Raw genomic sequence first — 20045 nt, forward strand, 5'->3', positions numbered from 1 at the left:
CGACGTCACGTTTGACCTCATCTCCGTGCAGTACCACTCCCTCAAAGCAGGGCACGACTACGGCCAGTACGTGCGCGACGCACGCAACGCGGGCAAGGACGACATCGCCTCGTTCTTCGAGCAGGTCATGAGCGAGGACTCCCAGCGCGCCCAGCGCTGCCACGAGTTCCTCTCCGAGCTGACCAAGAACGGGACCTCCGCCACCTCACCGCGCGACGGCGACGGCGCCACGAGCAGCGGCGCCCTGCAGGACGTGGCTTCCGCCGAGTGAGACCCCGGGCGGTGGGCACCCCGTGCCCACCGCCCGCTGCCACGCACGACCCCCAGACGAACGGAGCACTCCCGTGACGGAACCAGGACGGCACGACCAGGGCGTCCCGCCGGAGCCGGTGGTGGAGGACCGCCGCGGCGACGCCTCCCCCTCGATCGCCCAGGCGGACGACGACGTGGCGGAGATGGTGCTCGGCAGGGCGCCCGTGGCGGACGCCCCAGACGACCCCACGGACCCGCCCGTCAACGACGGCCCCGTCAACTCGGCGTGAGCGCATGATGAACCGGACCCGTTCGCCCCTCCCGCGACGCCTGGCTGAGCAGCTCGAGACGTCGTCGACGCTGGAGACCGTTGCCGACGCCCTGCGCCCGGTCGCGGACCTCCTCACAGCACCGCCACGCCTGCGCTCAGCGCTGAGGGGAGAGCCGTTGGGCCATGCGCTGCACCCGCTGCTCACCGACCTGCCCATCGGCTTGTGGACCAGCAGCTCCGTGCTCGACGTCCTGGGCCACGACGACGCCCACGCAGCGGACCGGCTGCTCGGGCTCGGCATCCTCGCAGCCGCACCGACCGCGCTGGCCGGAGCCGCCGACTGGCGACGAGGCGACGGTCGCGTCCACCGCGTCGGCGCCCTCCACGCCGTGCTGAACTCGGCCGCACTGGCGCTCTACACGAGCTCATGGGTGCTGCGCCGGCGAGGTCGACGCGGGGCGGGCATCGCCTCGAGCCTCCTGGCCAGTGCGCTGACGGCGGCGAGCGGGTACCTCGGCGGGCACCTGGTCTTCGTCCTCGGCTCACCGTACGAGCAGGTCCCCGACGCGTCCGCGCGAGGGCCACGCCCATGAGCCGGCCGCATCGCGGCCCGATGGCACGTGCCTCGCGTCGCCCAGCTCGGCCGGCGCCGGAAGTGAGGTGAGGGTGCCCGAAGGACGAGGCGACGGCGTGCGCGAGCTGATCCTCGTGCGCCACGGCGAGAGCGTGGGCAACATCGCCGCGACGGAGGCCGAGAGGGCCGGACGCGAGGAGCTCGAGCTCGAGACGCGGGACGCAGACACGCCGCTGTCCCCGCTCGGGGAGCGGCAGGCGACCGCGTTCGGTTCGTGGCTCCGCGACCATGACGCCGACGGGCCGGATGTCGTCTGGTGCTCGCCGTACCTGCGGGCGGTGCACACCGCGACGATCGCCCTGCGGGAGGCCGGCTCCGAGCTGGCGCTGCGCCCGGACGAGCGCCTCCGCGACCGGGAGCTGGGCATCCTCGACCGGCTCACGACGGCCGGGGTCGATGCCCGGTATCCGTCGGAAAGCGTCCGCCGTCGGCTCCTGGGCAAGTTCTACTACCGTCCACCCGGCGGCGAGTCCTGGGCGGACCTGGTGCTGCGCGTGCGGGCGTTCCTGTCCGACCTCGACCGCGCGCAGGACGGTCCACGCGTCCTCGTCGTGGCGCACGACGCGGTCATCATGTCGATCCGCTACGTCTGCGAGGCGCTCTCCGAGCGCGACGTCCTCGAGCTTGCACGCCACGACCCGGTGCGCAACGCCGCGGTGACCCGGCTGGTCCGCGACGGTCGCGGCTGGCGCGCGCTCGTGGTCAACGACGACGACCACCTGGCCCGGCGGAGCACGCCGGCCACGGAGCATGCAGGAGACTCCGATGCCCTCCCCCACTGAGCACCTCACCCCTGCCGTCCTGCGCGACTGGCCCCTGCCGGCACCGGGCACCTCCAAGTACTCCCGAGGCGAGGTCGTGGTGGTCGGCGGCGCGCGGTCCACACCCGGTGCGGCGATGCTCGCCGGCATCGCGGCGCTGCGCGCTGGTGCCGGCCGGCTGACCCTCGCGGTCGCTCGCTCGGTGGCGGTCCAGGTGGCGGTCACGATCCCCGAGGCAGGCGTGCGCGGGCTCCCCGAGACGGAGGCCGGCTCCCCCGACGGAACGGGGACCGACGTTCTCGACGACGACCTTGGGGCGGACGCGATCCTCGTCGGCCCGGGACTCGACGACCCCGACCGGACGACCGACCTCCTGCAGGCGCTCGTGCCCCGCGTGAGCAAGAAGACCCCGATGCTCCTGGATGCCTACGCGCTCGGCGTGCTTCCCCGGGTCGCCGACGTGGCCGACTCGCTCGCCGGACGCCTGGTCCTCACGCCGAACGCGACCGAGGCCGCGCTCCTGCTCGGCGTCGACGAGATCTCGGACGACGCCTCCTCGCGCATCGCCGCGACCTACGGAGCCGTCGTGACGTGTCGGGGCAGGATCGCCAGCCCGGACGGGCGGACGTGGACGATGACGACCGGTTCGTCCGGCCTGGCCACCTCGGGCAGCGGGGACGTCCTGGCAGGGGTGCTGGTCGGCCTGCTCGCCCGGGGCGCCGACGCCGCACAGGCGACCTGCTGGGCCACGCACCTGCACGCGGCCGCGGGCGACCGGCTGGCCGCCAGGGTCGGGCGGGTCGGCTACCTGGCTCGCGAGCTCGTCGACGAGATCCCCGCGCTGCTGACCGAGCTGTCGGCGTAGACCGCCTGGGCATCACGACCACGCGACGCGCTCACCGCTCGACGCGCCGCAGCTCGACCTCGCTGAGCACGCCGTCACGGACCGTCGCGGTGATGAACGTCGCGAACGGCTGACGGCGTCGGTCGGTCGGCGAGCCGGGGTTCAGCAGCCGCATGCCCGACGGCGTGACGGTGTCCCACGGGATGTGACTGTGCCCGAACACCAGCACGTCCACGTCCGGGTGCTCGACGTCGCAGCGTCGCTCCCGACCTGCGGCCTGCCCGGTCTCGTGGACGACGGCCAGCCTGACCCCGGCCAGGTCGACCCGGGCCACCCGAGGCAGGAGCAGGCGAAGCTCCGCGCCGTCGTTGTTGCCGTAGCACCCGACGAGTCGGCGGGACCGGCCCGACAGCTCGTCGAAGAACTGCTCGGACACCCAGTCACCCGCGTGGACGACGACGTCGGCCGCCTCGACGGCGGCCCACACAGCGGCCGGCAGGTCCCGGGCCCGGCGCGGCACGTGCGTGTCGGCGAGCAGGACGAGGTGCACGCCTCCCATCATGCCGCCGGTCGCGTCGGACCGGACGCGGTCACCATCCGGGACCGACGTCGCGGACGTCACTCGTCGAGGATCTGCGCCGCCGACACCTTCCGCTGGGCGCGCAACCACGTGACCTGTCGCCGGTTCCGCGGGGCGCACAGCTCGACCAGGTCGAGCAGCTCGTCGTCCCGGTGCGCCTTCGCCGCCTGACCCAGCACGTCCCAGTCGGTCGCCAGGCCGCACGCCGCCGCGTAGACCGAGCGCAGGTCGCTCAGCAGCGCAGCACCGGGCTCGTCATCGCCGGCCGACGTGTCGGGCGGATCGGGCAGCAGCGCGTCGGCGTGCTCGGCAAGGGCTGCCGCGTGATCCTGCGACCAGTGCGAAAGGTCGCGTGCGACGTGGTGCACGTCCTGCTCGGCCGCGTGGTCGTCGGCGAGACGCGTCAGTGCAGCGGCCAGACCCGCCTCCGACGCGGCCATCTCGATGAGCAGGCGAGCCACCTTCACGGCGCGCTCCACGGTCGGATCGCCTCGTCGGCCTCGGCGTCCGGACCGCCGCTCGTGGCGGGGACGTCACCGGACAGCGGTGCGGACGCGGTCGTCGTCGGAGCAGGGGCAGCCCGCCCGTCCGCCGCAGCAAGCTTGCGCACCCGCGCGGCCCCCGACTTGAACAAGGGCTGCTTCGACACCGCATCCCACTCGGTCGGCGTCAGCTCGTTCGCGGCGCGGCCGGCACCATCGGGCTCGCTGGGGTCTGCGGCGTCCCAGTACCCGTAGTGGAACGGCAGGAAGATGACGCCAGGACGGATCGCGGTCAGCCGGACCTGTGCCCGGACAGAGCCGCGCACGGTCGTCACCTCTGCGAGATCACCCTCCGAGAGCGACAGTGCCTGCGCGTCGTCGGCCGACATCTCGACCCACACGTCGGGCGCGGCCGCCTGCAGCTGGGGCGCACGCCCTGTCTTGGTCCGCGTGTGGAACTGGTAGAGCGTGCGGCCGGTGAGCAGGGCGAGCGGGTAGTCGTCGGACGGCTGCTCGTGCGGCGCACGGTAGTCGGCGCCCTTGAGCAGCGCCTTGCCGCTCGGGTTGAGCGCGCGGTACTCCGTGACCTCGACCGGCGCCCCGGTCAGCAGGTCGCGACCGTACGTCTCGCAGCGGTCCGGGTCCGCCCAGAACCGTCCGTCCGTGTAGAGCCGTTCGGTGCCCGCCGGATGGTCGGGCGTGCACGGCCACTGCACCCCGCCCGAGCCGCGCAGCACGTCGTACGACAGTCCGCTGTAGTCGCACGGGCGGTCTGCGCTGCACCGCTTCCACGCCTCGAACGCGTCCTGGGGAGTGCGCCAGCCGACGAGCGGGGCGCCGTCCTTGTCGACCAACGCCATCCGGTCGGCGAAGTCGACGAAGATGTCCAGGTCCGAGCGCGCCTCCCCTGGCGGCTCAACGGCCTTCTCCGAGAGGTGCACGGTGCGGTCCGCGTTGGTGAACGTCCCCGTCTTCTCGGCCCAGGCCGCGGCGGGCAGCACCACGTCGGCCAGGCTCGCCGTCTCGGTCAGGAACATGTCCTGGACGACGAGGAACAGGCCGTCACGGGAGAGCACCTCCCGGATCCGCGCCAGCTCCGGCAGCGAGACCGCCGGGTTGGTCGCCTGGACCCACAGCATCCCGATCGAGCCCTGCTCGGCATAGCGGAAGATCTGCATGGCGTGCGTGGGTGGCGAGTGGTGCGGGATCGTCGACGGCTCGATGTTCCAGATCTCGGCGAGCTGTGCGACGTGCTCCGGGTTGGCCCAGTTGCGGAACCCGGACAGGTCGCCGTCCGCCCCGCACTCGCGCGTGTTCTGCGCGGTGGGCTGGCCGTTCATCTGCAGCACGCCGCACCCGGGGCGCCCGAGCATCCCGCGCAGCAGGTGGATGTTGTTGACCTGCACCGCGGCGGCCGTCGCCTGGTTGGCCTGGTAGAAGCCCTGGAGAACCGTCGACAGCAGCCGGTCCGCCTTCCCCACCAGGCGCGCGGCGGACCGCAGGTCGTCGACCTCGATCCCGCAGATCGCCGCCGCCCGCTCGGCCGGGTACTCCTGGACGATCGCCTGCAGATCCTCGAACCCGACGGTGTGCGCCGCGACGTACGCGGGGTCGAACCAGTCGTTCGCGATCAGCTCGTGGAGCAACCCGTTCATCAGCGCGACGTTGGTGCCGGGCCGGGGTGCGAGGTGCACGGACGCCGCGCGCGCGACGGGGGTCGGTCGTGGGTCGACGCACAGGATCGCCGGAGGGTGTGGGCCTGCCAGCCGGTCGAGGATCCTGGACCACAGGACGGTCTGCGTCTCCGCGACGTTGTGGCCGTACAGGGCGATGACGTCGGCGTGGTCGACGTCGGTGTACGAGCCCGGCTGACCGTCGCAGCCGAACGACTCCTTGAGCGCCTCGGCCGCCGTCGCCGTGCACAGTCGGGTGTTGCCGTCGAGGTGCGCCGTGCCGATGCCGCCCCGAGCGACGACGGCGAGCGTGTAGTACTCCTCCAGGAAGAGCTGACCCGACGTGTAGAACCCGATGCTGCTGGGCCCACTCTCCGCCAGGAGCTGCCGCGTCCGGGCCACCACCCGGTTCATCGCCTCGTCCCACGACGCCTCCACGAGCCGGCCGCCGTCTCGCACGAGGGGACGCGTGAGCCGGTCCCGCGAATGGTTCGCCTGCCAGCCGAACAGGTCCTTCGGGCCGAGCCGCCCGTGGTTCACCCGGTCGTCGGCACGCCCGCGCACCCCCACGATCGGCCCGTCCCGCACGGCGATGTCCAACCCGTCCCCGTTCGAGTGCAGGACCGACGCGCTCTGCACCCACCGGTCCACCTGCTCGCTGGAGGTGCCCTCGCCGAGGTAGGTGTCCACCCGCACCGGCCACGGCTCGCCCGGGCCGTAGGGCGTGCGGGCGCCCCACGGCTCGGCGATCCGGTCTCGCTTCATGTCGAGTCCCGCGGCTCAGAACACCGGTTTCCCACCGGTCACGCCCAGGACCGTCCCCGAGACGTAGGAGGCCGTGGAGCTCGCCGCCAGGAAGACGAACGCCGGCGCAACCTCCGCGGGCTGACCCGCGCGACCGAGCGGCGTGTCCGCACCGAACTTCTCCACCTTGGCCTCCGGCTGGGTGGCCGGCTGCAACGGCGTCCAGATCGGTCCCGGGGCCACGGCGTTGACGCGGATGCCCCGCGCCCCGAGCTCGCCCGCGAGGTTGACCGTGAAGTTGTTGATCGCGGCCTTCGTCGCGGCGTAGTCGAGCAGCGACTCCGTCGGCTGGTACGCCTGGATGGACGACACGTTGATGATCGAGCCACCCTCACCCAGGTGCTCGAGCGCGGCCTGGGTCACCCAGAACAGTGCGTAGAGGTTGGTCTTGAACGTCCGGTCGAGGTCGTCCGTGGTGATGTCCGCGACCGACTCGCGCCGAGCCCACTGGAACCCGGCGTTGTTGACCAGGATGTCCAGCCCGCCGAGCTCGCTGGCCGCCGACTGCACGGCGCCACGGGCCTCGTCCTCGTTTCGCAGGTCCGCCGGGATCAGGACGCACTTGCGACCGGCGCGCTCGACCCACTCGGCCGTCTGGTCGGCGTCGGGCTTCTCCTCGGGAAGGAACACGATCGCGACGTCCGCGTCCTCCCGCGCGAAGGCGATCGCGACGGCCCGTCCGATGCCCGAGTCGCCGCCAGTGATCAGGGCTTTGCGTCCGCTCAGGAGCCCGGACCCCTGGTAGCTGGACTCCCCGTGGTCGGGCGCGGGGGACATCGGTTCGGTCAGGCCGGGAGGCTGTTGCTGCTGAGGGGGGAACTGCTCGTCGGACTCGGACATGCGGGCTCCTCGTGGGGTGCGAGCTCCGTGTGTCGCCGTCTTCTCCAGCCCAACGAGCCTCCCACTGACCCGGGCCGTCGACCACCCGACCGAAGGACGGCCCCGCGTCGCCTCACCGATTGCCGGCCTGCGCCCACCGGCGCAGGCTGGGAGGGATCCGACGAAGGAGGGCGAGCAATGACTGCATCGGACGACCCCCGGCACGAGGGCAAGGTGGACGACCCCGAGGAGCTCGCCCGGGCGGGTGGCGTCGGCATAGGGGCAGGCGAACCGTCCACGTTCGAGCCCGAGGAAGACACGGAGCCCGTGCAGGACCCGGCCTCGGACGATTGAGGCCGCAGCGCCACGGCGCGACGAGGTTCGGTGAAGTCGAGGATTCCGCAGATGAGCCGACAACGCCCTGCCACCATGCCACGACGCCCCCGACCTCCGGTGCGGGAGGCCGGGGGCATCGTCGTGGTCAGGGCTTCCAGCTGATGCCCGTGTTGAACTTGCCGTTCCAGTCGAAGACGGCCATGTTGTCCCACTGGTTCCCGGTGCCGTTGATGTTGGCCGGGTCCCACCCGTTGCCCTTCACGGCGGTCCAGGTGGGCTCCCACCAGAAGACGCCGATACCGCCCGCGTTCCGGACGGTGTTCTGGACGTACTGGAACATCGTCGCCTGGCTGACCCAGCTCGCGTCGAAGCCGTTGCAGGTGCCGTTGGTGCTGTTCGCCTCAGAGTCCGCGTTGGCCGTCGTGAACGGGTAGGCGGTCTCGACGATGGCGACGGGCTTGCCGTAGCGGGACTTCGCGGTGGTCACGGCCGAGTACAGCTGGTTCAGGTCACCGTGCCACATGCAGTAGTACGAGAGACCGGTGATGTCCCAGCTGACGCCCTTGGCCTTGATGCCGTCGTAGAACCACTGCAGGTTCCCGACGGAGTCGGCGTCGGCGGTGTGGATGATCACCTGGGTCGAGGAGCTGCACGCCTTGACCGCGTTGTAGCCCTGCTTGAGCAGCAGGCTCACGTTGGTGAAGTCGTTGTTCAGGACCTTGCCCTCGTTCCAGAGCATGCCGACGTTGATCTCGTTACCGATCTGGACGCTGTCGGGCGTCGTGCCCTGCGCCTTGAGCTTGGTGCAGGTGTCGTACGTGAAGTTGTAGACGTCGGTCTGCAGCTGCGTGATGGTGTGGCTCGCCCAGGCCGCCGGCTTGTACTGCTTGCCCGGGTCGGCCCAGGTGTCGGAGTAGTGCAGGTCCACCATGAGCTTGAGGCCCTTGCCCTTGACCGTCTTGGCGTCGGTCAGGAGCTTGGCCTGGTTGTTGTAGCCAGACGCCGGGTTGTTCCAGACCCGCAGTCGGGCGTAGTTCATGCCGGCGGTCTTGAGGGTGTCGAGCGGGTTCGCCTGCGCCCCGCTGGCGTTGTAGTACTTGACTCCGAGATCGAGGCTGCGCTGCAGGCTCGACACGTCCGCGCCGAGCATGGTGAGGCTGTTCGCAGCCTGGGCTGGCGGAGCGATCGTCAGGGCCAGAGCGGGTGCCGCCAACACGACGGCGACGGTAGCGATGGCGGCCAGGCGCTTTTGTACCTTCACGGCAATCTCCTTTGATTGTCCTGAGTAGGCAGGCGGAACCGAGGCCAACTCCTCGCCGGAAGAGGTTGTACCGGCGCGGCCCGTAGGCCTCGGAGTGGCGTTGTACGCCATCCGATCCTGTGCACGGTCACAGTAGCCGGGTTGCCATCAGGACGGAAGCAGGGTGCTACAGGGCAAGGCGTTCGCCGAGAGGGCGCGCACTGACAAGTCCTGCCTCAGCTATCCGAGCCGCATACCCGCACTTCAGCGGGGGGATGCGAGGAATACTTTGCGTTCCATGCGGGACGGAGTGGGCCAGGAGTGCTCCACGTCGCCGCCACCGTCTTGCTGAGATCGCTCCCAGCCAAAGCACATTTTGTGAGCCAGCAACCCTCGGCACCGTGGCGACTGGCCTCGCCGCGCCCCTGCCTATCCGCGGTCGCGCGCTTGCCGATCGGCCGAGTGCTGCGCTAGTTGGACGTGGCGCGCGGCTGCCCAAGCAGATGCGTCCTCTCGGCTCATCCAGATGCGTCCTCTCGGCTCATCGCGCCGGCCAACAGTCCATCGATGAGTCGAAGGATCTCGGCTCGGTTTGGAGTCGTCATCGCAGGTACCCCACGTATTTTGCCCAGTTCATCGAAGAGACGGTGTGGGTTCGCCCCCGGCCCCCCAGCTCGGCACCCCCGCTGGGAACGCTCTAGGCCGAGATCCTGGCCCGGCGCACGGACCTCGATCCCTAGTTCGGCGTTCACGTGCCGGACACCGGGTGCCGGGATGCTGGCTCCATGACGACCACCATCGACCAGCCGCGCGTCCCCGCAGACCTAGCCGGCGATGTCGAGCTCGCCCTTCGCGCCACGGCCATCGGGCTGTCCGTAGCTCAAGGGGACGGCGACCGTGGCGTGCTCCGGCTCAAGGGCCCGAACGACCTCGTGACCGCGATCGACCTGGCCACGGAGGCCGCCGTCGTCGGGGCGCTGGCCGAGGGGTCTCTGCTGCCTGTCCAGGGCGAGGAAGGCAGCCCCGGAGAATGTGCTCCGGATCGCTGGATCGTCGATCCGATCGACGGCACCGCCAACTTCGTCACCGGACTCCCCCTCGTCGCGTGCACCCTGGCCCGGCTCGCCGGCGGGAACCCCGTCGTCGGGGTGACTGCGGATGTCACGACGGGCGAGACGGTCTGGGCCGCGCGCGGTGCCGGCGCGTGGCTTCGCATGCCGGGCGCGTCGAACGACGTACGCGTGACCACGCGCTCGGCGGCGATCGACGCGCTGACGGTGACCATCGGCGACCTGTCCTGGACCTCGGTCGCGCCGTGGCCACTCGACGTCCGTTCAGCGGTCCTGCGCGAAGCCGCGACGATGTTCGGCAAGCTCAGGATGGTCGGCACGTCCGCGACCGAGCTCTCCTGGGTAGCGACCGGTCGCACGTCAGCGTCGCTGGCGTTCGGGAACGCAGCCTGGGACGTCGCCGCAGGGGTCGTGCTCGTCCGGGAGGCCGGCGGCGTCGTGCGCGACGCTCGCGGTGAACCATGGTCGCTCGCTTCGGACTCGATCCTGGCCGCGGCGACACCCGAGATTGCCGACGCGATGGTCGACGCCGTCAGGCGGGGCTTAGCAGATGTCCAGGACCCCGCATGACCGGTGTTGCGGGGTGACCCACATCCCGGCTCTCACTTGTGGGCGAGTTGCGCTCGGCCCACATGACCTGTGTTTCGATGCTGGCGGCGGCGTCGATCGGGAGTGAGTGCGAGGCCGGGCGCGACGCGAGCGGCGAGCGATCGGCGACGAGCAGAGCGTGACCGAGTTCGAGACTCGATCATCCGCGACTCCGGTCCCGTACTGGTCGAGCACAGGTTCGCCAGCGCGACTGCTCAGCCACCCACTGCGCGTTCGGAGTGGCAGCCGCCCAGCCGCTGGCCGTGAATGTTGCCTGAACGCTGGGCAAACGCGGTCGATCGCGACTCATCGTCGTCCTGACCTGCGCCGATACTGCTCGAGTGGATTCCGACTTGACTCTGTTGACCCAACGGCTCTCCGGCGCAGTCGGTGAGTACCGCGTCTCTGCCGCGACCACGGTCGCGGACCTCGCGCACGCGGTCGAGGTGGTGGACGCTGCCCTTCCCGTGGCCCAACTGGAGGTCGTCTTCCGCAACGCTCAGGTCGCGAGCGTCGCCGTCCGTGACACGCAGGACCCTCGCCGGATCGGGCTCGTGACCAGACCGCGTTTCACGGCCGCGATGACCGGGCGGCTCGGGTTCGGCCGGGCCGTCTACTCCCGGCGGCCGACGACCGAGATCACGGACTGGGCACCGATGGTCGTCGAGCCGGCGACGCCAGTCTCCGAGGTCGCCGTTCGCGCCATGGCGCGGCTGGACGACCGGCGCTACGACGACGTGCTCGTGGCCAACGACGTCTGGCGGATTGTGACGACCGCTGACCTGGTGCGGTCCTTGTCGACGCTGCTGGCGGTCCGGTCACTGCACGACGCGCTCACGGGTCTGCCGCACCGTTCGATGATCCTGCACTCGCTCGGCCGCCGGTGCACGTCCGCGCTTGGCACCGACGCACGCGTCGTCGTGGTCCTGGTCGACGTCGCCGGGTTCGCCCGCCTGAACGCTGCCCACGGCCAGCAGTTTGGTGACGTGGTGCTCACCGCGCTCGCGGCGAGGTTGCGTGGCGGGGTGACCGCCGGCTGCGAGGTGGCGCGCACCGCGGGCGACGAGTTCGCCGTCATCGCGACCATCCAGGCGGCCGCCTCCCAGGAGCACGCGAACTCGCTCGCTGAGGGCCTGCGGCGCGACATCGTCACGCTCGCCGCTGCTGCCCCGAAGGGGATCGCGCCCGCCGGGTGGCCGTCGCTGCACTCGGCGGTGGTGTGCTCGGCGGCCGGGTCCGCCAACGCAGACGAGCTGTTCCGTGGGGTCCAGGCGCGCCTGCGACAGGCGAAGGAGGGTCGGGCGCTCGTTCAGAGGCCGCCCGGAAACCCCAACTGACGCCAGGCCTCGTAGATCCCGACCAAGGCGGCGCAAGAACAGGTCATCGACCGGCGGTGCGACCTGGGCCGTGCGCGTCACGGCTCTACGCCCTCGGCGGACGCCGCGTGGACCGATCGAAAGTGGGGGTTTTGCGTGGGCTTCTGGTCCGCCCGGTCAAGTCTCAGGCCTGGTGAGACACAGCCTCCCCACGCTGGGCGCCGACCTTCCGGACCTCAGGGTTTGACGTGCCGCCGTCCGCGGGATGAGTTGCAAGGGAAAGGCCGGCGCCTACGGCTACTCGCCCCTGCCCCTCAACCTGGTCCAGGCTGGGTTCGAGCAGGTCGGCAAGCTCGGCACCGCCGACCCCGCCGTAGACGTTGCCGGTAGGGACGCGAGCTCGTGCAACAACCCAACCTTCGTCCCAGGTGACCTGAGCCGCAACAAGCTCGCGCAGATCGCGCCACAACCGGCGGCGTGCGACCAGGCGGGTTTCGGGCCATGCCTGGCGCTGACCTGCATCTCCTACGTCCGCCCCATGATGGGCCGATGACGCCCCGACGCGGATGGCGACGGCCTCAATGACGCGACGATGACGGCGCCCAACCCATGTGTGTTCTCCAGGCCCGTCATGGTGCTGTCTATCGCCCGCACCAAGCACGTCTGGGCGGTGCTCCGGTAGCCCAGGCGCCATTCCGGCTCGCGGCCGTTGCCGGCTACGGCCTCTGCGACAGCACGCCGCCCGCCACGGCCGTTCTGCCGTGCGGGCCTTGCTCGACGGCACACCGGTTTACGCTGGCGTCGCAAGGAATGCGTGCAGAGCAGGCGAAACCTGCGCCCGCGCCGCCGACCCGATCCAGAACAGGTGGCTCGGCGCGTCGAGCTCGACGAGTGTCGCCATCGCGATGGTCTTGGCGAGGTCCTCGGCGTGCCGGAAGGCGACTCCTGCGTCGTCCCGGGACGCAGTCACCAGGGTGGTACACGGGACTCGGGTTTGCATGAGACGGCGGTAGGCGCTGCGCTGGGCCCGCCCCTGACGCAGGTCGTTGGCGAACCCTGCCCCCGACTACATTGACGCGAAGAGCTCCCGGGCACGGTTCCGGTCGTCCGCTGACCACGAGTCCCACCAGTCCTCGAGCGGTCCCGTCGAAAGGGTCGCGACCATCGTGCGCAGGCCCACACCCGAGCCGACCAGCCTCGAGATCGCCGCCCAGACGACGCGCTGCGCGCCCGGACCGAACAGCAGCGGCCCGAACATTGCCTCCCTCGCCGTGTCCGGGTACGGGTGGGTGGACGGTGCACAGCTGTGCAGGACCAGGCGCGGCACCAGGTGGGGTAGCACCACCGCGCACTGGATCGCCTGCATGCCTCCGAAGGACACCCCGACGGCGCCGGAGGTCGCGCTGATTCCCAGCCGCTCGCAGCACTCGGCCACGGCCGGCACGAACTCCGCAGCGCTGAGCTGTCCCACCTGGGTGGCGCCGTACCCGGGCCGGGAGAACGACAGGAGGCCGTAGCCGGACGAGGTATACAGGCTCCACCCCCAGTCGACCGCCGCGGTGCAGTGGCCGCCCGGGAAGAAGAGCACCGGCGGCTTGTCACCCCTCAGCAGCTTGACCTCGACGTCTCCCAGGAGAGTCCGGACCACCGTGGTTGCGTGCACCTGACGAGGATAGGAGCGGGCGCCGGGGGTACGTCGGGCTCACGTCTCTGCTCGGGTGGCGCGCGGGACCGAACCGCAGCGTGACGGTACGGCCGATGTGCGAGCCGTTCAGATGCTCGGCGGCGAGTTGAGTGGCAGGCAGTGCGTTCATGGAAGCCCCCGTTCCAGTGCCTCGCTCGTGTGGTTGCACAAACTTACGACGCGATCACAACCCTCGACCGAACGCAACCGCCGGATCTCCGCCCAGTCCTCCACGGTCATCACCCTCCTCAGTGTTGCCGAGGGGGTCCGTTTTCATCCGTCGCCACGGGGTCAGTTTTCACGCGTCGTCGACACCGTGCGTAATCTGCGGATATACGCGATCCGTGGCGGCCGACATCACGCATCGTCAACCGTTGTCGAGCGCTAACATGCGGCGAATCCGTGGGGTAAATGTGGGACTGCGCTCCGCCGCTGGCCACGTCTTCGCCAATCACTCAAGAATGCCTCAAGGCGCACCCACTGACCACGGTGAGTTGCCACATGCGGGTCTTTCAGGCGACCACAGCATCCACAGTCCCCAGACCGCACCCTGGAACCGGTTCGCGACCAACGGTGGCAGCCACGGCAAGCTCCGATGAGCCGCTATCCGTTCAGACCCGCAACCCAGGCTGCGAGCGCTAGTAGCGGGCGATCACCGCCGGTGGAGTGCTCCACGAAGACTTCTGCTCACAACCGGCCATCGCGTGGCGCTGAAGTGTTCAGGTCATGGACCGCGACGCCGAGGGCGCGTAGCGCGCCGATGTCCGCGTCGAACTCGGTGATCATCGCTCGCATGCCGAGAGGGTCAAGTGCCTGTGTTCTGAGGCGTGCCCCACACTCGAACGGCGAAGTGAGGCCCCGCTCCTCGTCGTAGTGACCCGCAACGCTGCAGGATCGAAGTAGGCCAATAGCTCTGCCGGGACGGGTCGGGGTTGGCACGAGGGACGACTCGGCACCGGTAGACCGCCGCTTCAAGCCGCGTGTCGCAAATGGGCTCCTCCACGAGCTCCCACATGGCGTCCCAGAGCAGCTGGTACAAATCCGGGGACACGAAGCGGCGCGGCGGCCGTCGGCGCCCTGCGGATGGGCTCGCCCCCGCGCCTTCGCCGAGGGCCTCTCTGCTCCAGCCGAACACGTCGGCGATCCGCTGGCCGTGGTGTCGTGTCGTGTCGTGAATTTGCGTTCCGCCAGTATCACACCGCGGCCGCAGCATTCCAAGCAAAGCCGTACGCGACGAATCGCCGCGGGTTCTCAATCCGCAACTCAAAGACCATCATGTCTCCGATTTCTTCTCGAGTTACCGAGCATCGTGACAGTTCGTCGGCATCCGGTACGAGATAGGACCCGGTGGTCCCATACCCGCCCGCAATAGGGACTATGTCATAGTACCCAACACGCAGGCCTCGAGACAACTCGAGTCGCTTGACGAAATGTGTTGTCACCGAACCCACTAAATTCACGTCCACGCAGCGGTACTCGGTCCCGTTGATGGTGGCCGTGAGTCGAGAGGCCTCCGCCTCGATGCTGTTGCGCGCAATGAACCGTGGAGAACTACACGAGAAGTTTATCGTCAGGAGTGCACCCGCCGGGTACTTCCTGGCTGGTTCGAGCGAAATCCGCACGTCTGTCGCAGTGGCTTCAATGGATCGCTGCAAGTCAAAGTCGGTGCCATGCTCGTCGATTCGTAATCCGAATTCGAGCAGCGCGCCGCTGGATACAGCGTCCGGGTCTGGCGCGTCGACACTGTAGTCGACGCGTATCGCTTGCGCGTTGTCGGTGAGGAACTCGATCTCTCGCGAAATTTCTGTGCTCCAAATGAACTCACTCGCAACCCTTTGCCCTCGGGTCAAAACCACATATCGCCGGTCCAGACGCCCCATGGCTTCAATCGTCGACGAGTGGGCGCTTCTTTCGATGTTTCGCCTAAGAGTCGAAAGTGCGGATGCGTGGTCGCCATTCTGCTCTATAAGCGCACCTCGATCGAACGATCCGAAGGTTCCGAAGCCGGTAACGAAACCGAGGGGAGCAACGCCGCTTTCCAGGAAGATGAGAGTCCGCTTGCCGAGGCCGTACGCCATCGCAATCTCGTGCGAAACCGCCTCCGGCATTAGCCAAACGCCGGCTGCAGTTTGTGTACGCCTAGTCGCGACCGCTATGAGCACCTCATATTCGGTAATCATCTGGCGCGCCTGCTCGGGCGGAACGGAGGAAAAAGCCCCGGTTACGTTTCTACAGAGGAACCCGAGAGCCTCCGCAAGCCTCATAAAATATTGGTTCACCTGCTTGTCGTGCGGCGCGAAACTGCAGGAGAAGAAGGCGGTCACCATCTCAGTAGCCACGCGGTGCTCCAATCAAGCGGCAGGAACCATATAGTCACACCGCCCGAGCCATAGGCGCGCGAGCGCGGCTATCCGTGAGCGCGTTGTGACTTGACCCTAGTGTGCGACCTGTGGTTCGGGAGGGCGTTTGTGCAGGCCGAGGTCACCAGAACCGATCGCCATCGGGCGCAACCCTGCGGTCGTCGCGCGGCGTCACGGGGTGTCACGTCGAGCCCTCAATCGGCCAATCTGTCGGCGACCGCCGTGCACTGGGCACGCCGTGGCCGACCATGTGACGGGCGATCGCCGAGGTCCCGAGCGAACCCGGTTCGACTCGACCTTGATAGTCGCCGCCCTGGCGTCCCGGCGCAGGCGTCTGGGTCAACCGGAAGCGGTGCGGCGGGTCATGCGCCTGGGCGGCTGCAACGCTCCCGCAACAGCGCCCGACTGCGTCGACGGGCCGCTTCCGGTCTGGCACCCGAATGAGTTGTAGTACCTGGATATGACCGAGGTTGGACGACGGCGCACACGCCGCGCTGCACTTCGCGGTGGACTGCTCGACTCACGCAGCGTCGTTGCTGCATCTAGCCGCACCAGACGACTGCTGGAACTCCTCCCACGACTGCATATGAGCTGCGGGCCAACTCGGTGGGATATGGACAAACCGGGGCGAACCCGGCATATTCGAGCGATGAGCGATCTAACGTTCGAAGCGGTTCAAGGGCAATCAGCTTCCGCACCGGTACAACCGGCGCCGGAGGTCGCGACAGCGCGCGCAACAGGTCCGAACGCAGACCCGTCCGAGATTGACAACACCCACGCCGTCATCTGGACGACGGTGATCATCGCGGTGATCGTCGCGTTGGCTCATGGTCTGTTGGGCCTCAACTATTGGCTAGGGACGAACGACGATCCGGGAGATGACCTGGGGCTAGCGTGGCAGCCGATTGTCGCGGTGGCCCTGTCGATGACATCGATCGTCACCTTCGGCGGCTTCTACGTCGCGTCACGACGCGCCAGAATCGCGATCGGTTCAGCGTTCATCCTCACGTTCCTCGTGATGCTCCCGTTCGTGCTGACCATTCCCGCGATGGAGAAATCAGCGGACACGGCATTCGCGACGAGTCTGGTTGATCAGTTCTCGACGACGGTGGGTCTAGTGGTGGCGTTCTATTTCGCCACTGAGGGCGCGATTGCCGGCATGAAGATCTTTCAGGTCGCTCGGAATCCGCAGGATGCGGAAATTATCAAGCGGGCCGACCGAGACCTCGCGACTCATCAATCGTCCCCCACCGGCGAGCCGCGGCCGACTTCGGGAATCGCACGACGAGAACAGTAGAGCGCGAGTAGACCGCGCCCGGCACGACACCGTCCGACGCCACGATCGGTTGCCGACTCCCCCGAGCGTGGGCGCGTATCCCCGCGGCGCCGGCCCCCCGGCTTGCTACCAGTCACGTGAGGCGCTCTCTTGCATTGATGTCGAAGGCGACGATGTCACTGTCGTAGGCGATGGCATGAACCGCGTCGGGGTCGTTCGTCACTGCAAGCATCACCGAACTGGTCTGCCTGTCGGCTCGGTGATGACGAGCGCGAGGACGTCCGAGCCAATTGTGCGCGTCAGAGCTACGCGTGCACGGGACAACCGAACAACCGCACCAAGACCGACTGCAAGCGCGGCCACGAGCGCACGCCCCCAAAAGCACTCGTGCCCTAATAAAGGGGGGCCGTGTGTGCCGGACGTGCGCCGGGCGCCCGATGCGAGAAGCCTCGAAAAGAGGCTTTCGACGGGTCGCCTGTTTCTACGCCCCGCCCACCCATTCGAAGAACCAATTGCCCTGGTCGGGGATGATCGTCGCTAGTCGCTCGTCAACATCCAGTTGGTACTTCGAGACGATCACCGCAAGTCGCTCACCCACACCTCGCCGAAGGACTCCGAGAGCGACCTCGAGCCCATTGAAGTCCAGCCGAGGCATGTCCGTCATGTAGTCCGCGAAAAGACTCCGAATCTCCTTTAGCGTCTGGGCGAGGTCACGCCCGATGCCCAGCGTGTTGATCTGTGCCGTGAGTTCAGTACGGGTCCGCGACGCGGAGTCAGCGCATTCACTTGGCGTCTCCCAGGCGTACTCGAGCCATAGCATCCGGCGATCTTCAAGGATCGAGACGACGCGACGAGCGATCTCAGAATCGCCGTCAAGGTACTCCCAGTCCACGCCCCCGCCTAAACCTGACACACCCGTTAGTCGAATTCTCGCCATACGGGAGACGCTAACGCCTCCTGCCCTATAAGGACATACCCCGGGGCCTCCGGCCCCGGACCGCATAGGGCCTCCTTGTGCGCGCGGGTTCCACGGTCGTAGCAATGCCTGTCCGCCAACTCAACGCGCGCCGTCGAGCGCCAAACGCGAACGAGCCGCCCGAACGACACGCCGCAACGGCTTCGCGTCACGCCGCCGCGTGCCGTCGCGGGCGCCGCTCTGCCGCAACGGCACACGCCGGCTGGCGTCATGGGAGTCGCTGAAGGTCGACAAGAACCCATTCCGCGGTGGCGCCGGCGTCGATAGGGGTCGGTTGGGCCGCGCGCGACCCTGACGCGCACGACCTCGGCGCCATAGAGCCGCGTCAGGAGACGACGGGTGCGCGTGCGACGTAGAGGCGCCAACTCCAGCGCTGCGCCGTACTTCGAAAGACACTCAGCTACGCGGCCGAGAAGCGTCACCATTGCGTTGCCAACCGTCCCGCTCGTCCATTTGGTGCTCACGACGATCCACGTCGACGAGGAGGGCGTCAGCGGCGCCGCGAAGACACTGCCGCCACCGTCCGTCGCTCATTGCGGTATCCGTTGCGGCATCAACGGCGAGTGGCCGCCTCCCGAACGTGGCCGACGCCCTGACCTACGCTTTACTGTCAGGCTGACAGGATTTTAACCTGCGAGCCCTTGAAGAATCCCGGGGCGGACAGCGTCTCCCCCGACATTTCGCACCATGGGGTGAAACGGTGTGTGATCTGCAGATTTATGCGGTGCGCGGCACGACCGCCGCGCGCCGTTCCCTGGTGTTCAGCGTCGTCATGCGGCGATTTCCTGGGGTAGACGTGCCATCCCCGCCGACCGGGCACGCGATCCGTGAAGCATGCATTAAGCGACGCTGGGATGCGCCGCCGGAGGCCTCTCGAAGACCTCATCGGCGGCTGATGCGAGGCGTCGGACTCGCCACAAGTGAGTGCTTGCCGTTCTTCAGCTCCGGCTCACCCGGTCTTCCCGCGTCCGGGCGCCCGATGCGGCACCAGTGGCACACCAGTCACCTCCCAGCCGTCACTGCCAGCGTTGCGTCAAGAGGTCGCAGCCAGGTCCTCGAGACCGAGGGTTTGCGCCGCCACGCCCGGATCAGTGAGCGGAAGGAACGACAGTGACGATTTTGGTCGCCGGTGCCACCGGCAACATCGGCAGGGAGGTCATCGCAGGTCTCGTGGCGCGCGGTGCGACCGTGCGGGCCCTGGTCCGGAGCCCTGCGGGAGCTGCGCAGCTGCCGAACGAGGTCGAGCCCGTGCTCGGCGACCTCCGGGACGCCCGTTCGGTCGAGGACGCGCTGACGGGTGTCAGCGCGGCACTGTACGTGTCACCACACGACCCGGACGAGGTGCAGCTGGCGAAAATCTTCGTCAGCGCCTGCGAGCGGCTCGACGTCCGGCTCGTCTTCGCCGGCGTGGCCGTGACCGCGCAGAACCCGTTGCTGCGCTGGGGCATGCGGGCGCTAGTGAACGCGTTCCTCCCGCACTACCGGGGCAAGCTACGGATCGCCAAGCGGATCGGAAGGGCGGTCCGGACACGTCCGGTGATCCTCGGTCTGGCCAACTACTACCAGAACGACGAGCTGATCCGGGACGAGATCCTCGCAGGCGCCTACTGCTTGCCGGCCCATCGGTCCGGGGTGAACCGGGTCGACCTGCGCGACGTCGGCGAGATCGCGGCACGGGCCTTGATCGATCCGGCCTTCCCCGCCGGTGCTTACGGCCTGGTGGGCCCCGCGTCCGTCAGCGGCGTCGAGGCCGCAGCTACGTGGAGCCGAGTGCTCCACCGGCCCGTCGTCTACGACGGCGATCGCCCGGGCCGGCCGGATGTCCTGGCCCGACATCTCGATGGGCCCAAGCTGGCTGACTACCGGCGCAGCTACGCCTTCCTCGGGAAGCACGGCGTACCTACCTCCCGGCGTGACGTCGCTGTCACGACCGATCTGCTGGGACGCCCGCCGCGCGACTACGAGGCCTTCGTCCGGGACACGGCACGTCGGTGGGGCGCGCTGCAGCAAGCCTGACGGGACCCCGTGACGGACCGCGAGCCAACCCGCCGGGCGACCTGAGGCGACCCGCGAAGACGA

General features: G+C 68.8%; 20 protein-coding genes. 11 read left to right on the forward strand and 9 right to left on the reverse strand.

Annotated features, from left to right (window positions below; all coding sequences use genetic code 11):
* From N553_RS24520 to N553_RS0119285, 5 genes are all read left to right on the forward strand, one after another.
* Nucleotides 1-271, forward strand: a 271-nt coding sequence (locus N553_RS24520) for a hypothetical protein (RefSeq protein ID WP_156043915.1), incomplete at its 5' end; no start/stop codon positions are given.
* Between the two features lie 73 nt (nt 272-344).
* Entirely contained in the window at nt 345-542 is a 198-nt protein-coding gene (locus tag N553_RS0119270) for a hypothetical protein (RefSeq protein WP_028047884.1), read from the forward strand.
* A 4-nt stretch (nt 543-546) separates the two neighbouring features.
* A complete protein-coding gene (locus N553_RS23780; protein WP_231505328.1) occupies nt 547-1116 on the forward strand; it encodes a DUF2231 domain-containing protein in 570 nt (189 codons plus the stop codon).
* 97 nt (nt 1117-1213) lie between these two features.
* Nucleotides 1214-1939 carry a histidine phosphatase family protein gene (locus N553_RS0119280; RefSeq protein ID WP_081844775.1) on the forward strand — a complete coding sequence of 242 codons (726 nt, stop codon included), beginning with the start codon at nt 1214-1216 and terminating at the stop codon, nt 1937-1939.
* Nucleotides 1923-2783 carry an NAD(P)H-hydrate dehydratase gene (locus N553_RS0119285; RefSeq protein ID WP_028047886.1) on the forward strand — a complete coding sequence of 287 codons (861 nt, stop codon included), beginning with the start codon at nt 1923-1925 and terminating at the stop codon, nt 2781-2783. Before N553_RS0119280 ends, N553_RS0119285 begins: the two co-directional genes overlap by 17 nt.
* A 31-nt stretch (nt 2784-2814) precedes the next feature.
* On the opposite strand, the gene N553_RS0119290 is transcribed toward N553_RS0119285, so the two are convergent.
* The 4 genes from N553_RS0119290 to N553_RS0119305 are packed head-to-tail and all read right to left on the reverse strand — an operon-like array spanning nt 2815 to nt 7141.
* Entirely contained in the window at nt 2815-3321 is a 507-nt protein-coding gene (locus N553_RS0119290) for a metallophosphoesterase (RefSeq protein WP_197030144.1), read from the reverse strand.
* Between the two features lie 59 nt (nt 3322-3380).
* Nucleotides 3381-3809, reverse strand: a complete 429-nt coding sequence (locus N553_RS0119295) for a hypothetical protein (RefSeq protein ID WP_034623598.1) — start codon at nt 3807-3809, stop codon at nt 3381-3383.
* Nucleotides 3806-6262, reverse strand: a complete 2457-nt coding sequence (locus N553_RS0119300) for a molybdopterin oxidoreductase family protein (protein ID WP_028047889.1) — start codon at nt 6260-6262, stop codon at nt 3806-3808. The genes N553_RS0119295 and N553_RS0119300 overlap by 4 nt, the downstream gene beginning before the upstream one ends.
* Nucleotides 6263-6277: 15 nt before the next feature.
* Nucleotides 6278-7141: an SDR family oxidoreductase gene (locus tag N553_RS0119305; RefSeq protein WP_028047890.1), complete on the reverse strand. Its 864-nt coding sequence runs from the start codon at nt 7139-7141 to the stop codon at nt 6278-6280.
* 177 nt (nt 7142-7318) lie between these two features.
* Here N553_RS0119305 and N553_RS25220 point away from each other — a divergent pair, with 177 nt between their 5' ends.
* Nucleotides 7319-7474, forward strand: coding sequence for a hypothetical protein (locus tag N553_RS25220; protein ID WP_156043916.1), 156 nt, complete (start codon nt 7319-7321; stop codon nt 7472-7474).
* A 127-nt stretch (nt 7475-7601) separates the two neighbouring features.
* Here N553_RS25220 and N553_RS0119315 read toward each other — a convergent pair whose 3' ends face one another.
* Complete coding sequence (locus N553_RS0119315; RefSeq protein ID WP_197030137.1) at nt 7602-8717, reverse strand: glycosyl hydrolase 53 family protein; 1116 nt, start codon at nt 8715-8717, stop codon at nt 7602-7604.
* A gap of 764 nt (nt 8718-9481) precedes the next feature.
* On the opposite strand from N553_RS0119315, the gene N553_RS23785 reads away from it, so the two are divergent.
* The 3 genes from N553_RS23785 (at nt 9482) to N553_RS0119330 (ending at nt 12223) form a co-directional block, all read left to right on the forward strand.
* The gene (locus tag N553_RS23785) at nt 9482-10336 is read left to right on the forward strand and encodes an inositol monophosphatase family protein (protein ID WP_051640387.1); all 855 of its coding nucleotides are present in this window, start codon (nt 9482-9484) and stop codon (nt 10334-10336) included.
* 371 nt (nt 10337-10707) lie between these two features.
* A complete protein-coding gene (locus N553_RS0119325; RefSeq protein WP_156043917.1) occupies nt 10708-11691 on the forward strand; it encodes a diguanylate cyclase domain-containing protein in 984 nt (327 codons plus the stop codon).
* A 244-nt stretch (nt 11692-11935) separates the two neighbouring features.
* Nucleotides 11936-12223: a hypothetical protein gene (locus tag N553_RS0119330; protein WP_028047893.1), complete on the forward strand. Its 288-nt coding sequence runs from the start codon at nt 11936-11938 to the stop codon at nt 12221-12223.
* A 237-nt stretch (nt 12224-12460) separates the two neighbouring features.
* On the opposite strand, the gene N553_RS0119335 is transcribed toward N553_RS0119330, so the two are convergent.
* The 3 genes from N553_RS0119335 to N553_RS0119345 form a co-directional block, all read right to left on the reverse strand.
* On the reverse strand, nt 12461-12640 hold the full coding sequence (locus N553_RS0119335) for a hypothetical protein (RefSeq protein WP_028047894.1): 180 nt from the start codon (nt 12638-12640) through the stop codon (nt 12461-12463).
* Nucleotides 12641-12736: 96 nt separating this feature from the next.
* Nucleotides 12737-13333 carry an alpha/beta fold hydrolase gene (locus N553_RS0119340; protein ID WP_028047895.1) on the reverse strand — a complete coding sequence of 199 codons (597 nt, stop codon included), beginning with the start codon at nt 13331-13333 and terminating at the stop codon, nt 12737-12739.
* A 1214-nt stretch (nt 13334-14547) separates the two neighbouring features.
* Nucleotides 14548-15693 carry a hypothetical protein gene (locus N553_RS0119345; protein ID WP_028047896.1) on the reverse strand — a complete coding sequence of 382 codons (1146 nt, stop codon included), beginning with the start codon at nt 15691-15693 and terminating at the stop codon, nt 14548-14550.
* Between the two features lie 670 nt (nt 15694-16363).
* Between N553_RS0119345 and N553_RS0119350 the strand changes: the two genes are divergently transcribed.
* Complete coding sequence (locus N553_RS0119350; RefSeq protein WP_156043918.1) at nt 16364-17011, forward strand: hypothetical protein; 648 nt, start codon at nt 16364-16366, stop codon at nt 17009-17011.
* Between the two features lie 460 nt (nt 17012-17471).
* On the opposite strand, the gene N553_RS0119360 is transcribed toward N553_RS0119350, so the two are convergent.
* Nucleotides 17472-17993, reverse strand: coding sequence for a DUF6650 family protein (locus N553_RS0119360; RefSeq protein ID WP_369796729.1), 522 nt, complete (start codon nt 17991-17993; stop codon nt 17472-17474).
* Nucleotides 17994-19076: 1083 nt separating this feature from the next.
* On the opposite strand from N553_RS0119360, the gene N553_RS0119365 reads away from it, so the two are divergent.
* Entirely contained in the window at nt 19077-19982 is a 906-nt protein-coding gene (locus N553_RS0119365) for an SDR family oxidoreductase (RefSeq protein WP_081844777.1), read from the forward strand.
* Nucleotides 19983-20045: the final 63 nt, after the last annotated feature.

Source organism: Cellulomonas sp. URHE0023, assembly GCF_000688475.1.
GTDB lineage: Bacteria > Actinomycetota > Actinomycetes > Actinomycetales > Cellulomonadaceae > Cellulomonas.

Bases quoted from the DNA above. Each gene is read 5' to 3' on its own strand.
- N553_RS23780 (WP_231505328.1), top strand. From the start codon at position 547: ATGATGAACCGGACCCGTTCGCCCCTCCCGCGACGCCTGGCTGAGCAG.
- N553_RS0119285 (WP_028047886.1), top strand. From the start codon at position 1,923: ATGCCCTCCCCCACTGAGCACCTCACCCCTGCCGTCCTGCGCGACTGG.
- N553_RS0119290 (WP_197030144.1), bottom strand. From the start codon at position 3,321: ATGGGAGGCGTGCACCTCGTCCTGCTCGCCGACACGCACGTGCCGCGC.
- N553_RS0119300 (WP_028047889.1), bottom strand. From the start codon at position 6,262: ATGAAGCGAGACCGGATCGCCGAGCCGTGGGGCGCCCGCACGCCCTAC.
- N553_RS0119305 (WP_028047890.1), bottom strand. From the start codon at position 7,141: ATGTCCGAGTCCGACGAGCAGTTCCCCCCTCAGCAGCAACAGCCTCCC.
- N553_RS25220 (WP_156043916.1), top strand. From the start codon at position 7,319: ATGACTGCATCGGACGACCCCCGGCACGAGGGCAAGGTGGACGACCCC.
- N553_RS23785 (WP_051640387.1), top strand. From the start codon at position 9,482: ATGACGACCACCATCGACCAGCCGCGCGTCCCCGCAGACCTAGCCGGC.
- N553_RS0119330 (WP_028047893.1), top strand. From the start codon at position 11,936: ATGAGTTGCAAGGGAAAGGCCGGCGCCTACGGCTACTCGCCCCTGCCC.
- N553_RS0119350 (WP_156043918.1), top strand. From the start codon at position 16,364: ATGAGCGATCTAACGTTCGAAGCGGTTCAAGGGCAATCAGCTTCCGCA.
- N553_RS0119360 (WP_369796729.1), bottom strand. From the start codon at position 17,993: ATGCGGTCCGGGGCCGGAGGCCCCGGGGTATGTCCTTATAGGGCAGGA.